The 14,745-nt window shown below is 58.2% G+C and carries 9 protein-coding genes and 1 tRNA gene; 5 read left to right on the top strand and 5 right to left on the bottom strand.

All coding sequences use genetic code 11. The features are described 5' to 3' along the window. Nucleotides 1-18: 18 nt before the first annotated feature. Nucleotides 19-390 (top strand): hypothetical protein, encoded by a 372-nt coding sequence (locus ACVI1L_RS02325; protein ID WP_456782169.1) that lies wholly within the window; start codon nucleotides 19-21, stop codon nucleotides 388-390. Here ACVI1L_RS02325 and ACVI1L_RS02320 read toward each other — a convergent pair. Beyond that, entirely contained in the window at nucleotides 374-1,192 is an 819-nt protein-coding gene (locus ACVI1L_RS02320) for a DUF3800 domain-containing protein (protein ID WP_456782168.1), read from the bottom strand. The genes ACVI1L_RS02325 and ACVI1L_RS02320 overlap by 17 nt on opposite strands. 636 nt (nucleotides 1,193-1,828) lie before the next feature. Here ACVI1L_RS02320 and ACVI1L_RS02315 point away from each other — a divergent pair. The 3 genes from ACVI1L_RS02315 (at nucleotide 1,829) to ACVI1L_RS02305 (ending at nucleotide 4,710) form a co-directional block, all read left to right on the top strand. After that, complete coding sequence (locus tag ACVI1L_RS02315; RefSeq protein WP_456782167.1) at nucleotides 1,829-2,875, top strand: HNH endonuclease; 1,047 nt, start codon at nucleotides 1,829-1,831, stop codon at nucleotides 2,873-2,875. Between the two features lie 163 nt (nucleotides 2,876-3,038). Continuing rightward, nucleotides 3,039-4,238 (top strand): HNH endonuclease, encoded by a 1,200-nt coding sequence (locus ACVI1L_RS02310; protein WP_456782166.1) that lies wholly within the window; start codon nucleotides 3,039-3,041, stop codon nucleotides 4,236-4,238. 106 nt (nucleotides 4,239-4,344) lie between these two features. Next, nucleotides 4,345-4,710: a hypothetical protein gene (locus ACVI1L_RS02305; protein WP_456782165.1), complete on the top strand. Its 366-nt coding sequence runs from the start codon at nucleotides 4,345-4,347 to the stop codon at nucleotides 4,708-4,710. 281 nt (nucleotides 4,711-4,991) lie between these two features. Here the strand turns inward: ACVI1L_RS02305 and ACVI1L_RS02300 are convergent, their stop codons facing one another. Together ACVI1L_RS02300 and lanM are read right to left on the bottom strand one after the other, a co-directional pair. Next, nucleotides 4,992-9,011: a P-loop NTPase gene (locus ACVI1L_RS02300; RefSeq protein WP_456782164.1), complete on the bottom strand. Its 4,020-nt coding sequence runs from the start codon at nucleotides 9,009-9,011 to the stop codon at nucleotides 4,992-4,994. A gap of 315 nt (nucleotides 9,012-9,326) precedes the next feature. After that, nucleotides 9,327-12,209 (bottom strand): type 2 lanthipeptide synthetase LanM, encoded by a 2,883-nt coding sequence (gene lanM / locus ACVI1L_RS02295; RefSeq protein ID WP_456782163.1) that lies wholly within the window; start codon nucleotides 12,207-12,209, stop codon nucleotides 9,327-9,329. Between the two features lie 196 nt (nucleotides 12,210-12,405). Between lanM and ACVI1L_RS02290 the strand changes: the two genes are divergently transcribed. After that, nucleotides 12,406-12,981, top strand: a complete 576-nt coding sequence (locus ACVI1L_RS02290) for a hypothetical protein (protein WP_456782162.1) — start codon at nucleotides 12,406-12,408, stop codon at nucleotides 12,979-12,981. A gap of 469 nt (nucleotides 12,982-13,450) precedes the next feature. On the opposite strand, the gene ACVI1L_RS02285 is transcribed toward ACVI1L_RS02290, so the two are convergent. Further along, nucleotides 13,451-13,526 (bottom strand) — tRNA-Ile (locus tag ACVI1L_RS02285). A gap of 191 nt (nucleotides 13,527-13,717) precedes the next feature. Beyond that, nucleotides 13,718-14,686, bottom strand: a complete 969-nt coding sequence (locus ACVI1L_RS02280) for a Bug family tripartite tricarboxylate transporter substrate binding protein (RefSeq protein ID WP_456782161.1) — start codon at nucleotides 14,684-14,686, stop codon at nucleotides 13,718-13,720. Nucleotides 14,687-14,745 lie beyond the last annotated feature (59 nt).

Raw genomic sequence — 14,745 nt, 5'->3', positions numbered from 1 at the left:
CTACGCCAGAGGTGTATGATGAAGAAGAAAGTGAGTCCTGACGCGCCGTGGGTGCCTGACCTTCCCCAGGGATACACACCTCTCCCTGAGAGGCCGGTGATCGACATCATGCGTCACGAATCCGGTCATCTGGTCATTGGTCGGGTGCTTGGCTTCAACTACACCGGAATGAAGTATCAGAAGACTCTCGCTGGGGCCGAGTCAGATCAGAAACCCACGTTCTCTGATCTGGGGCAGGTGAGTGCATACCTCAAATTGAGAATGATGGTTCTTTACGCGGGTGTTATGGCGGAATCTCTCAAGGAAGGGAAAGTACAGAACGAAGTCGCCATCAAGCTCGCGAATGAGCACGACAACCTCACTCGTCTCTCTCTCAACGTTTCCAATTGAGCGAGGATGGGTCAGGTAGCGTCATTTTGGTCCCCTCGCCAGGCTTCGTCATAATTCTCCGAGCAATCTCCGGATGCTCGGGCAAAAGGGGTTCATGCAGTGACATTCTAAAGAAAGCTTCGTCGTATACCCAATGAGTTCGTTTGATGTAGCGTTTTGCGATCCATGGCAAAGAAAGTTGCTTCACTCCATCTTCGTTTCCCTCCTCGTGCCATTTCCGTACCCACCAAGCCCACAGATCTGCGGCTTGCAGCGGCATACACTTTTCATCGTCACGACAAATTGGATCGCTGCCCATTAGCCCCCTGATCTCTGGCTTCAATGATGCACGGAACAAATCCCAATGCGGCGACAGTCGTTTCTGCTCTGATTTATCGTCGAATATGAAATCGACAGGTTCGCTCAGGCCCATTTTCTCCTGCGCTAGGGCCAGGTTCTCAATAATTTGCCTGGCTGCGTAGAGATATGGATTTTTCATAGCTCCCATATCTAACGACGGCGATTTCCCGACAAACTCGTTCACAAACCGTACCAATCCCGCCGTATCAAAGACGCAAGAAATCGCGACCTCGATGTTGTACTCCTCGATTGTTCTGTAGAAGTAAGCGGCGATTTCGGGCCGCTTCGCCATCTCGGTCATTTTGAACCGAGCTAAGCCTGCTTCAAGGAGCTTTCCCTGCCAAGCTTGTGAGAACCTCGCCCATTCGCTTGCTCGTGCGACATATCCGGCAATGACTAACGCATTCGGGTTTCCGGTACCGCTTTCATCTACAAAGGCCTGCAGGGGGTCAGTGGAGATCATATCTTCCTCTCCAATGGAGGGCTCGATGATGCTGGGGCTAGCAAACGCGCGTCAACCGAGTGAATACGTATATCTGAAAATCTGGTTCGACCGAGGCGTTAGATGATCACGCCCACAGATGAGCTCTGCGCGGCTTTCAGATGCTGTTATCCCATATCCACCAGGAGGCTGGTTGAATCGATAAACTTCAATCCGGTTATATCTTCCGCCACCGCGTTATCCGTGACATCGAGCTGGACGACGTTTTCACCATTACAAACTAAAATAGCAGCCTGTTGCAATCTAATGGCGACCTATAATTGTAAAAAAATTCATCGTATTCTTTGGTTGAGAGTTCGCCAGGATAAAAATGGTGCCAATTACCCCAATCGCAGAGCAAAATATTGAGCTTCGTAGGTGTAGTCCTTGTCAGCGCGCACAAGGTATCGGGTGATCGGTGTTGATCCGGCAACAGAGGAATTCGTCATCCTGTATTTTGGGCGGCAACGCTATCCAGCCAAGGCTACCTAGCCCGTGAACATCGCTTCTAGATTGCGATGGCAGCACTTGCAATTCAAGCAAAAGCGGATGCCCAATACCTGTGCTCGCGGCCACACTGCGGCGCCAGCCCATAGACTTTGAAGAGGAACCGAACCCGTGCCTGCAGCGAATATTAAGTATGCTCCTCTGGGCGACTACTTAAAGACGCAAGCAACCGAACGTGTTTGGCTCTCGTTAGAGCAGATTTCAGAGATGGTCGGCGGCTTGCCGGCCGAAGCATCAAAGCCCCAGTTCTGGGCGAATACGAAAGACCACCATCGATCGCGTCGCGACCAGTGGCGACAAGCCGGCTTTAACGCTTTCCTGCGATCGAGCGACGGCAGGCAGGGAGTTGCGTTTGAGCGGTTAAAAAGCGCCTCGCATGGGCTGCCGTGGTCGAACGAGGAATTGAAAGTCTGCGTTCTCGCCTATTGGAAGCTTATTACTGCCGAGGCGCGGGGGGAGAGGGTCAGCAAGACCGAGCTAAGGAATGAGGCTTTGAAGCAAGGGCTCGCGTCACGGTCCGAAAGTGCCTACGAGTTTAGAATGCAGAATATTTCCGCCGTTCTCGACGAGTTAGGGCTAAAGCGGGCCACGGGTTATGCGCCGATGAGGAATGTCGGAGGTGTCAAGGCCACCCTGATTGAGTTGATCAATGAGCAATGGGTCCGGTCAAACGACCTCGAAACGCCCACGGAAAACGAGGAAGCGCTTGCCACGCGCATCATCTCCGCGCGCCAGAAATTGATCGGCGCCAAGCACGAGATGCCGCCGGGCTCACGTAGCGTCAAGAGGTCGGCGTCGACGATCGAGAGGTTCGTAAGAGATCCCAATGTTATCGCATGGGTGTTGAATCGAGCCGCCGGCAAATGCGAAGTGTGCGAGGCCCGGGCACCGTTCATCGCCGTGGATGGTCAACCGTTCTTGGAGGTTCACCATGTTCGGCCGCTCGCCGAGGGTGGGCCGGACACAACAGATAATGCCTGTGCCTGCTGTCCAAATTGCCATCGGCAGCTCCACTTGGGAATGAATGCCGGTACGCTTCGACGGCGTTTACTGTCTCGTGCCGCCCCTTACCTCGTTGACTATCCCGCGAAGAAGAAGGGAACGAGGTCGTCCTCTGCCGAGGAAGGAGACGCCTCGGTAGGAGAGGAGGCATCTTAGGCGGATTGCTCCCACGCGCGCTTTACTGCGCGAGCATTTGCCGCTCTTGCGGCCGAACCCCGGCGCGGGGACATCGCAACCCAATCGAGCGAAAGCCAGCTTGTGCATCGTGGAATTTCCGCGATGGTGTCCTATAGTGGGGGCATTGCCATCACGAAAAAGAATGCTCATGCCTTCCTGCATATTCTGCGACGGGGAACTCGGCCCGGAGACCAAGCCCGAACATATCCTGCTCAACGCGGTGGGCGGTCGGATGACCACCACCCAGGTCGGCTGCTCCGACTGCAATAACGTGTTTGGTAGCGGAATCGACAAGGCCTTCGCTGACCAGGTGACCGAAATACGTAATCTGCTGCAGCTTAAATCGGGCACCGGCCGGGCGGCTCCCTCGCTCAGGAACGTCAAGGCGGGTGATCAGGTGCTCAATCTCGGGGGCGACGGCCGGATAGACCTAGTTCGAAAGCCGTTTACGACCTCAAAGAATGCCGACGGATCTGTCGCTATCTCCGTCAACGCGCGGTCGGCCGAGGAGCTAGAGAAGCTTATTCCGCACATCGCGGCGTCGATTCAGATGCCTGAGGAAAGGCTCCGCGAGCAAATCGGGGCCTCCATCGGCTCAATCATCGAGCAACGCCCCAACACGATTCACTTTCCCCTGTCGTTCGGTGGTGTCGACGCCTTTCGGTCCGCAGCCAAGTCGTGCCTGGTCCTCTGGGCGGTCTGCGCCGGAAACAAAGAGGTCCACGGTGAGCCGTACCGGGCCGCGCGAGATTTTGTGATGCGCGGCGGCCAAGCTTCCTATCTGTCCAGCATGAAGCTCGACACGCGTCTGTTGCCCATTCTCGATCAGGTCAAAACGGCATACGGCCCCATGTTCAATCTGATCCATGTGCAAAGTGATGCGACGGGCCGCGTCATCGGCCACTTTACCCTTTACAACCTGATCGCGTTCCAGGTCGTGCTGGCCGTGGCCGGCGGCACGCCAGACCGCAAGATCACGCTTGTGTCGAATCCCGAGAAGCCGGAAATCTGGTCGAGCACCATTGATCTCGATCTACCTTTCGCCTGGCTGGCTACGCCGGAATACGAGGTTAGCGACGCCAGGCAACGCATTGCCAGCTTCATGTCGTATTACGCCGAGTCCGGGAGGTCCGATGAGTTTGAGCGGATCATCAGGGATGTCCTAGGAAGGAATGGCCTCCGAGAGGGAGACAAGATTCCTCAAGAGCTGGCGTATAAGATCAGTGGTGAAATAGCGCATCGGGCTGCAATGCACCAATTCGGGCTGCCATTCGAGGAAAAGCTGATGGTGTCTGACCTGCTGGCTCGGCGGCAGAAGAAGGATGCCGAAGAGGCGGAGTAACCCTCGGAGGAAGAAACAGGCCGATCAGCGCAACCTATGGTAAACTACGTGACACGGGGCTGCTAAGCAGCCCTCGCTGCAAGTATGGGGCGAGAGGAAACGGCGGATGCGCTTCAAGCGTTCTGAAGGATTGACGCCATCCGAGAAGCTGCTGGCAGAGCTCTGCGATAAGTCCTTTCTGAAGCTGTGGACCTATCCCAACCTGTTCAAGAAGCCGGGGAAAGAGCTGACCGATCTTCTGGTGGTGTTCGGCAACGACGTCATCATCTTCTCAGATAAGTCCTGCAGCTATCCCGACACCGGTAATGTCGATCTCGACTGGAAGCGCTGGTACCGCAAGTCAATCGCTGACTCGGCGCACCAGATCGCCCAGGCTGAGCGTTGGATTCGGACCTGTCCGGACAGGGTGTTTCTGGACGTAAAATGTACTGAGAAGCTCCCGATAGGGCACATCGCGATGAGGTTTTCGTAAGCCTGTCGCTCCTTGTCTGTCTGCTCGGGGTCGTATCGAGCAGCGCCCGGATTGTCGCCCTTGATGTGGCAAACCTCTCCGATCAGCCGGCCGTTGTAGGTCAGCGTTGACCGGCAATTTGGAAAGGGGCAGTTGTTTCCCGATAAGGCGAACAATCGCTTGAGGGTGCTTTCAGTCGGTCGCATCGTGCTCACATCTTGGTATGAAAACTCAGCCATTCGCGCCGAGCGCCCACGGTGCTGTAGGCTGTAATTTGTCGCGCGATCCGTCGTGTCATTGAATTAGTCCTCGAAGGATTCTTTCGTGCGCCATGACTCAGCAATGCCTCCTTCAGCGTGCTTTCGTAGCCAGTCGTAGAGCTCATAGGCCGGCGAGAACCGGGGCAGCGATTGCAGTATCTTCTCGCTTTCGTCCTTCATGTAGATGTCTCGCGGCATCGGTTCTCCCGGCGTTCCGGAGCGAACGCCGCTAATGGCCGAGCTGTAGAGCGCACCGATGGCATGCTCCAAGACCTTTGGACCTACTTGCTTCGCCTTTTCGAGGTAACGCTCGACGAACGGACGATTGGCGAACACAAAGCTATGGTGCGCCTCGCCGAGGATGTCGGCAATGAGACGCAGGTCCTGCTCGTCGGAGGTGGCAATCCACTGTTCGAGAAATTTGACCGTCTCTCCATCAAAAGGCCCGAAGCACGTCTCGAACAGCTCTTTGGCGCGATAGCCAAATAGAAACGGCTTGCTCTTTCCAGCCCGCATCCATTCCGCGACTTCCCTCAGGAGATCGCCGTAGATGGCGGACTTACGGAAGCGCAACGGGACGTGGCCGTACGGCCCGTTGTTGATCGGGCGATATTTCCAACCCTCGCTTTCACCGGCGCGCTCGACGCGGCGCATGAAGAACGCCATGGTTTCTCTGGGGAACGCCTGCGAGGCTTCTGCAAGAAACTCTTCGACCCAATGGCCGTCCAGTTGGGGCACCGCCATGAGCTTTTCCAGGATGGCCTTCACGTCTTCGACCGACAGGTGCTTAAACAACTCGTGGAACGTGAATACCGTCAGCAACTCGTCCGCCAAGTGGTGGGAATCACCGATGTTCGCGGCGCGGGCAAGCTCGATGACAAGGCTCACCTTGTCTTCCGGTAGGCTGTTCAACGTCATCATTGCACTTCGCGCCACCCACGGGCTCGGGTCGGCGAGCAATGTGCGCAGAATAGCGATATCGGCGTCGTTGTAGAGGCCGGTGCCAAGTATGCGGGAATAGGACTGCGCAACCGAAGCACGGAGTTGCTCGCGGTCAGTCGCGAGCAATTTCGCAATCACAGCCCGTGTTTCATCTCGGCTGTGGTCCCACAAGACTATCAATGCGCCAGGTGTGAATTGGCGCGTCTCGGACGCGGGGGTGGCCAATGCATCGTCGAGCGTTGCTCTACAGAAGTCTACCGACGCCCGCATCAAGGCCTCATACAGCTGATACGACGTCGCTGCCCGCTTGTAGCTCTTGGCGATGTGCCCGAGGAGGCTTCCGATAAAGGCCCGCCGCGCTTCGGCATCTGGATATGCTGTGGACAGGTCGCTAACCAAAGTCGCGATGTGAGCGGCCCACCTTTTTTCGTGATTATGCCTATCAGCGCGCCGAAACTCAACGCCGTGGCCATCGATCAGCACGGTCAAGGCTCGAAAGGCCAGAGTACCGGGCAGAAGCGCCCTAAGCTCGCGTGCCGCAGCGGCTGCGGCGTCTTGGCCATAGTGCACATGCCACGCCACGGCCTTCCAGGCCGACAGCAGGACCAGGTCATCAACTGCGCGGGCCTTGAGGGCGGCCTCTACTGCTTGGAGCCCTTCAACAAAGACGCTCGTCCATTCGCTGCGCGTCTCTTTGGAGGCAGTGCTATTGAACATGCCCATGGGATATCTGAACGCGTTCTCCAACGACTCGGCCGCAAGCACGCCGATCCGGGCATCCGGGTTGAAGAGAAGGTCAATGATTGCGCGCAAGACCTTGTTGCGCAGCGGCGCGATGGCTTTAACGTTTACGAAGTGCGGCTTGAAGGTGAGCGAGAAATTTTGCGACTCCGTGATATGCCCCTCAGTTTGAAAGATCCGGGTCAGCACGTCCAGCGGAGTATAGGGATATTGCCAAGAGGCCGGGTGCTGAAGCAGCTTCAAGCCGAAGTCCACAATCGCCTCGTTGTAAATGAGCGGCTTGTTCGGCTGGACCTCGCACAATTCGGACAAGATGCGAATGGGGTGCTCTGGGGTCTGCGCAAGCGGGCGATCGTCGTGCTTGCCGAGTTCCCAGAGAGCCGCGCAGGCACGTTCGACATATGAAAAATTAAACGCTGCGTTCTGAAGAATTTCAGGGAGCTGCCTGAGGAACTTTCCTTCACGGATCAAGCGCTCAGCGAACTCGATGGCTTTGGCAGGCTGGTAGTACGCGACTTCCGCAACGGCCTTGATGTGTGGATCACTATAGTCGTGCTCGGGCTTAAGCCTGCTCCAGACCCCGTCGACTAATTTGCTGTTGCTGGGATCGCCATTCGAGCGCCGCCAGTCGAGGCGGCTGAGATTGACGAGGAGATGCTCGACCTGCTTCTCGTTGGCGGCGTCGAAAACGGTCTCGGCATATCCCGATGAGGCGCCCAGCGGGCCGACGCAATGCTCCTCGATGATGTAATCGGCCAGCACGTCGGGCGAGAGCCTGTACTGTAGGCCACGCTTGAACAGGACGCCGGCTTCGGTGAGTGATCGCATGATGCGGCTAGCATCGTGCGGCTTGAGGCCTTCGACCTCCTCGATAACGTGGAGCAGCGCTTGGTCCTCGGGGTGGATAGGCTGTAGCAGCGCCAATATCTTCAGGAGCTTCTTGGTTGATTCAGCTTCGCCCTTGTTTCCGATTTGACCAGCGATGATGTCTTGGAAACGGGAGAAGAGCAGGGTGCGGAATGTGTCCTCGTGCTGCGCCAAGTCAAAGTGGCGCTGCTCCTTGGCCACGACCTGAGCGCCAACAACGGTGGCCAGCGGGCAGTCGCGGGTCAGGCGGGCGATGCTTCTTGCGGCCGAGAGCGGCCCGCCGTGCTTCGTCAGCACCTGGGCGGCGAGTTGCTCGCTTTCCTCAGATGTCAACCGCTCAAGGGCAATCTCTCTGAGTGCCTTCCCGACTAACGAGAAATTGCTGGCTTGAGCCTTGATGTGGTCGAGACCGTAGGGGCGAAAGGAGAGAACGAGCTTGGCCTTGTTGGAGGGGTCCGCGGCATACTGAAAGAGGATTTGCAGGTCGGTCTGGTCGTGAGCGTCGTCAACGATGAGGAGCTTTTCCTTGGCGCCTAAGTCCTCCAGGCTCTTCTTGGTGATCTCGGCGTTGCGCGACAGGTAGCGAACGGCAATGCCCTTGTTGTTGGCCTCGAAGGCTTCGACGGCCTGTTTGAGAATGCGTGATTTTCCAGAGCCGCCGGTGCCCATCAGCAAGACGGCGGAAACAGCCGGGTCACTTAAGGCCTTCATCAACGCGTCAAGGTCGGCTTTACGGCCGACGAGGCTCCAAACATGGTTGAACACGCCATCGGCGTTATTGAAGGCGACGAAGAATTCTTCGCTGGTCTCCCAAGGGCCCGCCTCGTTGACACCGAGGAGGGCGAAACGCTGACCGCGAAAGAAGATGTCCACGAGCCGCACTTGGTCGGCGAGAGAGAGCTGGCGGATCTTGTAGGAGATGTCCTCTCGGTCCCAGATCTCCCAGCCTGGAGATTCTTTGACGGCCGCGCGGGCTTGTGGGCTCGCGATATTGGTCAACAACAGGACCTTCTTGGCGGCGACCACGGTGTGCTTAGCGACCGCATCCCTTACCTTTTGAGGCCCGAATTCATCGACGCGTTTGCATTGGAAACTGAAGGTCGAGCCCTCGGGAAAGGTAGCGGTGACGTCGAGCCCGTCTTGTGTGTGACCACGTCCGCCAGCATGCTCGACGCGGGCGGTCGGGTAGAGAGCTTGCAAGAGATGGCGGCAGAAGCGCTCAAAGCTATCGGGAGTCAGCCCGTCAATCGGAAACGGCTGATCAAAGCTCACCACGGCCGTCTTTTGCGTGAAGCCGGCGGCAGCGAGAAGATCGGCGACGTCTGCCTTAAGCACCGCGGCAATCAGCGGCATCTGCTTGTCACGGGGGCGCGACTGCCCGGCCTCCCATCTGCTGACGGTCTGCTGGGTGCTTTTGACGAGCGTCGCGAACTCGGTCTGACTGGCAATGCCCGCCTTTTGGCGGAGGTCGACGAGCAATTTGCCGAAGGTTTCATAGGGACGGCTAGTCATGTCGTTACTCACTTTATGGATAATACACATAAAGTGTGTAACGATTTCGTCAAGGGGCAACCGAGCTCCTTAGCGCGATCCAGCGCTTGATGGGGCTCGGGTAGGGCAAGGCCGACGTGAAATGCACCTAAACTCGTCATTCTCCTGCATAACTCATTGGAATCGCGGGGAAATGCGAACGCCCTCCGAGCGCACCGCAAACCCATGCCTCTTGTCGGGCATAGAGCGCTGCCTGCGGTCGGCCAAATTGGGACGTGACCGAAAAGCCTTGGCCAGCAGCCTACTAGTCGGCAAATTTTCGTAGCATCTGGTACGCTACCTCGATAGCTGGTTCGATGGTGGGTAAAGTAGCAGCACACTCGGCGTGCACGCGTCCACAAGTCGCAGCAGCTGCATCCCAAGTCCAGAGAGCCCGGTCATAAGTCCGAAATCGAGAACGCGTGGACCGCTCGCTAGCTTGTGCGCCACGCCCGCGTGTAGCCGAGCAGTACCTGTCAGGATGCGCCGCCGCGCTCCTCGAGCTTGGCTAAAGAGCTCTACGTCCAGCAATCCAGCCAGCCCGTGACATAAGCTGAGGTCCTTCGGGAGCCGTACGTGTCGGCTAGCTTGGAGAGCGGTCAATGCACTTTCACGTAGTTCCTCGGATTCGAGCGCCCGCGCTGACGCCAGCCGACAAAGGGCGATACCAAGTGGGCCATGGCACCAACTCACCTGATTGCGATGCAGATCATCGTTAGGATCGAACCATTGCCCGCCGGTGGTGGATCGTAGCTCTCGGGTCACGATCTCAGAGGAAAGAAGACCGGGTTCTTTTAAGAACGCGGCCACTGCCGAGAGGGCCCAGACGGCACCCGAGTGACCATGCGAGGCTCCCCGATGGTAAGGCAATGCTGGAGCTGGCGTACTCAGTGCACAACTGAGACGTTCCGCTGCGCGCCGGATGGCCTCTCCAGCGCAACCTGGAATAAGAGACTCCAATGTTAGTTGGACGAGAAGCGCTCCGGAAAGGCCAGAAATGAGGTCGAGGTTGGGGCTTCTTTCCACTAGCGCCGAAGCACTCCCGCCCAACTCGATGGCTCGCCGAGTCCACATGGAATCGCCCACGTTCGATCCAAGGTGAGCCAGAGCATAGGCCGCGCCTGCAAGCCCATCGAATGCGCCGCCAGCACATACCATTTCGTTGTTATCAATCCGTCGACAGAGATTTCGCGCAGCTGCCTCAGAAAGCAGACGGAAGCGCGGGTCTCTGCTCAAGCGATACAAATGCCCCAGGAAGAATATGATGCCAGCCAGCCCCGAATAGAGGTCCGATCCCACGAGGCGGATCGGAATTTCTCCTAGCAATGGGCAGGGCGGATCGGCCGCTGCTCTTGGTCCGAGCCATGTCGCCTCGCCATCTATCAGGATAGCGTCTTCGCAGAGGCGGTCCCCGATGAGGCGCGCCAAATCCAGTGATGCTTGAGGCAGCACGCACCCTTCAATTCTTAGGAAGGCATTATGATCATTGTTCAAAGCAGAAATCGAGGACGCTATGAGCGCGAGTTGGCGCTTAAGATCTCGATCATCCATGCTAGCGAGACGTGAACGAGCAGCATCCAGGCCCGACCGCGCTCCGATCAGTTTCGAGGACGCGGATCGCTCGGTGTAGATTCGATTCCCATCAGCCGTTGCACGGAAAAATGGAATGTCGCCTCTACGTAGCTGGCGAAACTCATCGCCTACGACGTTTCGCAACCAAGGCCGGGCTTGAGTGCCGTGCCAAAGCTGCGTCAGCACGCGGTCACGTTCGACGCCGTCGTACATTGCGTTTGGATGGTAACTATCTCGCAATATCTCGACGTAGGAAGCGGTCGGTCGCAAAACGACACGAACCTCCCTACCGTGAAAGCTGTCGAGAAGCTCAGCTATTTCTGCTGGACGCTTCTGCAGAATCTGGTAGGCGGCGCTAAAACCTCGCTCGATGCTAGCCGCGAAGCGCCTTGGATCGCTCTGGCGGCCGGCTAGGCTCGGTCTATTGTGCGTGCGGCCGAGACGCCACGCACTGTGCTTGACGCGGAGGCGGCCGACCAAGTCCGCTTCGACTTGAAATGCTTCCAACGGCGTCTTCTGATAAGAGCGAGCGCCCAAGCCGCTTAAATCCACCACCTTGCCGTCCACGACGACGGGACTTGGCAAAAGACCCGTTTGAAGGACGGATTCGGCAACTAGTTCGACAGCCTTCGCGTCCGCTCCACTGCCGCTAGGCTGGCGTAACACCGGTGTGAGCAGGGTCTCAAGGTCGATCAACTGCGGCTGGTCTCCCGCCGCCACGAGATTTTCGTAGTGACAATCGGTCGCGTCAAGCAGATGCAGTAATGCGAGCTGCCCGCCCAAGCGACGGTAGAATTTGTCTAATCCTTGGGCATTGCTACAGGCCTCTGCAGCCACGAATGCGACCCATCCCCATCGTCCGCGATCGAGAACGGTCTGTGGCGCAAATTCAGGTGTGAAGCCGAATTCGTTCAGCGAACGAAGGATATCTTGATAGGCTGCAAAAGCGCCTAGTTCGCGAGGTTTGTACACGAATCGTCGTCCGCTGCTCAGCCGCGCGACGATCACACGGCGGCCGTTGTCGTGCGGGTCGCTGTCAGCGAACGATGCGGCGGCCACGAATTCGTCTGTGCCAAAATTGAAGCGGTCGACGAGCACCTGCCAATCTGTAACCAAACGGTATAGGAACTCTTGGCTGGCTGCGAGCCAACGGTCGCGCACCTTTACGAGTGCCAAGGCAAGCCCTGGGTAAAGACTGAGAAGTTCCAGCCTTCCATTGCGCTCAGCAAGCTGACGAAGCGCCTCTTCGTAGTCTGCGCGCCGCCCGCTACCGCGTTCGGCAATTGCCGCTTCCAATAGCGCCGGTCTGACCACGAGCTCAAGAAGTTCGTGCTCGAGTTTCTCTGCCAAGCTTCGCGCAATGGATGTACTTAGCTTTGGAGTACCGGACGCGGCGCTCAAGTGGCGGATTTGTGCGGCCAGCTGGCGCTCCGCATCCACGATCCATGGTTCAACAAAGGCGCTCGCGCCTTCGGTACGGAGCGCGCGCCCTGATGCGAGCCGGACGGCCTCCTGAACCCAAAACGGTATCCCGTCAGCTCCTTCGGAGATTGGCGGCGTACCGACCGCTTGAGATATATCTTGCTCAGAGAGACCGGTGGTCTGCAAGAAATGCTGCCAACTCGCTTGATCCCTCAGTGCGGGAGTATCCCTCCATCGGAGTAGCGCTGACGGATTCGGTAACTCGACTCGTCCACGCTCCGCGCGCTCAAGAACACCAAGTCCAGCGGCCCAATGGGTTAGGAGAACACCTTCCGTAGCTTCCACAGAGTTAGCTCAGCGACGCCGCCGGCGACCGCCGCAATTGGCCGCGATCGTGCTGCAACTCGATGCGACAGTGCTACACGTGCTGGCGATTGTGCTGCACTTGGCTGCAATCGTACTGCAGCTAGAAGCGACAGTGCTGCACTTCGCGGAGACGGTGCTGCAGGTGGCGGCGATGGTACTGCAATTGCCCGAGATCGTACTGCAGCTAGCTGCGATCGTGCTGCAGGTCGCAGCGATTGTGCTGCAGGTGGCAGCTATCGTGCTGCAGCTGGCTGCGATTGTTCCTGCGAACTTTTCCGGCTTACGTTCCTCAACCCCGCTCAGTCGGAGTTCGCCGATCGGATTTTCCGGCAGGTTTACGCCGATTTCGAGTTCTAGCACCTCGCGGAACGCCGCATCCCTCCAAGCTCGTGCCAAAAGACGGCTTGGTATGAGTGGCTCGGCATCGCCAGAAACGTGTCCTTCGTTCAAAACGCGTTCTCCCCCCAAGGTACAGCGTGTGAAGTTACGTTCTCCTATAAATTGTGGAACGTCAAGGTTGCCTTATAACGCGAGTGCCCTATGTGATCTTGCTACTTCGTCGAATGGTGTCCCAGTGATAGCAAGCCTGTAATGCCTGCAACTCAGCTAGGCCAGCATCCAGACGATGGTGGCTCTCCGCATCGACGTGCCGCTCTAGAACTGCCTTTGCATTAGTGACCTCGTGCACCCGCTTCCAGCGCGAGATGCCGAGCTACAGAAGAATGTTGAACTTCTCATTCGAACGGGAGACGTCGCTCAACATGCTGAGCGGGAGCGTTGGCCGCCGCGCAGGTGGGAGCATTGGATGGGTCTCGCAACCCGTGGGGAGGTGGTCACCGAGAGCGGGAGAAGCTGGGCTGAGAAGGCGAGCATGTGGGCGTTCGACGCCTGGTTGAGCTGGCTGGGAGCCGTCGATCTTGGATGCATCATCGTACCCACTCATCGTCCTCCAGTTTGTCGGACGCCTTCATCAACGAACGAAAAGTGGACGTATCTGGTGCGGTTTCTGGTGCGGTCGTCGTTCTGCGGGCAACGAGAACCCGGTAAGATATTGATCTCATTGGTGGGCCCGGCAGGACTCGAACCTGCAACCAGACCGTTATGAGCGGCCGGCTCTAACCATTGAGCTACAGGCCCCGCCGCCTTGCGGGCCGTGGGGCGCGGCCGGCAACGGTGCGGGCTCCGTTTACAGGCTGGCTGCGGTTTCGGCAATGCCGCCCCCGCGTCCCTGCCATCGCCGCCGGGCAGCCACGTCTCGCGGCTGGCATGCTGGAACAGCGGCCGGCAGCCATCCTGCCTGGCCCTCCGTCTTTCTGGCGACCGGCGCCCTAATCCACTGAGACGCCTGCAAACTCGACGACTTTGCGCCATTTCTCGGTCTCGTCGGCCACCAGCTTGCCGAATTCGGCCGGGGCCATCGGCTTCGGGATGCCGCCGACCTCGGCGAGGCGCGCCACGAGCTTGGGGTCCTTCAGCGCTTCGCCGACCGCCTTGTTGAGCGCATCGACGATATCGGGCGGGGTGCCCTTCGGCGCCGAGATGCCGTAGAAGCCGACCGCCTCGAATCCCGGCACGGTCTCGGCGATCGCCGGCACGTCGGGCACGCTCGCCCAGCGTTTCGGCGAGGTGACGCCGAGCGCGCGGACGTTGCCGCCGCGGGCCTGCTCCAGCGCCGACGGCAGATTGTCGAAGATCAGCTGCACCTTGTTGGAGATGATGTCGGGGAAGGCGATCGCGGATCCCCGATACGGCACATGCAGCATGTCGCACTTGGTCATCGCCTTGAACAACTCGGCCGACATGTGCACCGAGGTGCCGTTGCCCGAAGAGGCATAGGAGATCTTGCCCGGATTGGCCTTGCAGTAGTCGATGAACTCCTGGACGGTCTTCACCGGCATCGCGTTCGAGACCACCAGCATGTTGGTGAGCTGCATGATGCTCGCGACCGGGGTGGTATCGCGCAGGAAGTCGAACGGCAGCTTCTTGTAGAGCGAGGTCGAGATCGCATTGTTGGGCGCGACGAACAACAGCGTATAGCCGTCAGCCGGCGAGTTGATAGCGGCCGCGGCGGCGATGTTGCCGCCCGATCCGGTGCGATTCTCGACGATGAATTGCTGGCCGAAATGATCCGACAGCCACTGGCTCATGATGCGGGCGACGATGTCGACCGGACCGCCGGCGGCAAACCCGATCACCCAGCGCACCGGGCGGTTCGGATAGTCGGATGCGGATGAGGGGGCAATCGAGGCGAGGCAGCAAATCAAACCAAGCAAGGCGACACGCGCGAACTGGATCATCGTCTCTCCCGTCATTTTCTTGTGACTGTTGCCGGCATGGTTTCACAAAACGCTGGCTT

This window comes from Bradyrhizobium sp. USDA 4516 (assembly GCF_054055915.1).
The sequence above is the reverse complement of the archived record's forward strand: the minus strand, read 5'-3'. Positions and strand labels throughout refer to the sequence as shown.

Coding starts and splice junctions, on each gene's coding strand:
- ACVI1L_RS02325 (WP_456782169.1), top strand. CDS start 19: ATGAAGAAGAAAGTGAGTCCTGACGCGCCGTGGGTGCCTGACCTTCCC.
- ACVI1L_RS02320 (WP_456782168.1), bottom strand. CDS start 1,192: ATGATCTCCACTGACCCCCTGCAGGCCTTTGTAGATGAAAGCGGTACC.
- ACVI1L_RS02310 (WP_456782166.1), top strand. CDS start 3,039: ATGCTCATGCCTTCCTGCATATTCTGCGACGGGGAACTCGGCCCGGAG.
- ACVI1L_RS02305 (WP_456782165.1), top strand. CDS start 4,345: ATGCGCTTCAAGCGTTCTGAAGGATTGACGCCATCCGAGAAGCTGCTG.
- ACVI1L_RS02300 (WP_456782164.1), bottom strand. CDS start 9,011: ATGACTAGCCGTCCCTATGAAACCTTCGGCAAATTGCTCGTCGACCTC.
- ACVI1L_RS02280 (WP_456782161.1), bottom strand. CDS start 14,686: ATGATCCAGTTCGCGCGTGTCGCCTTGCTTGGTTTGATTTGCTGCCTC.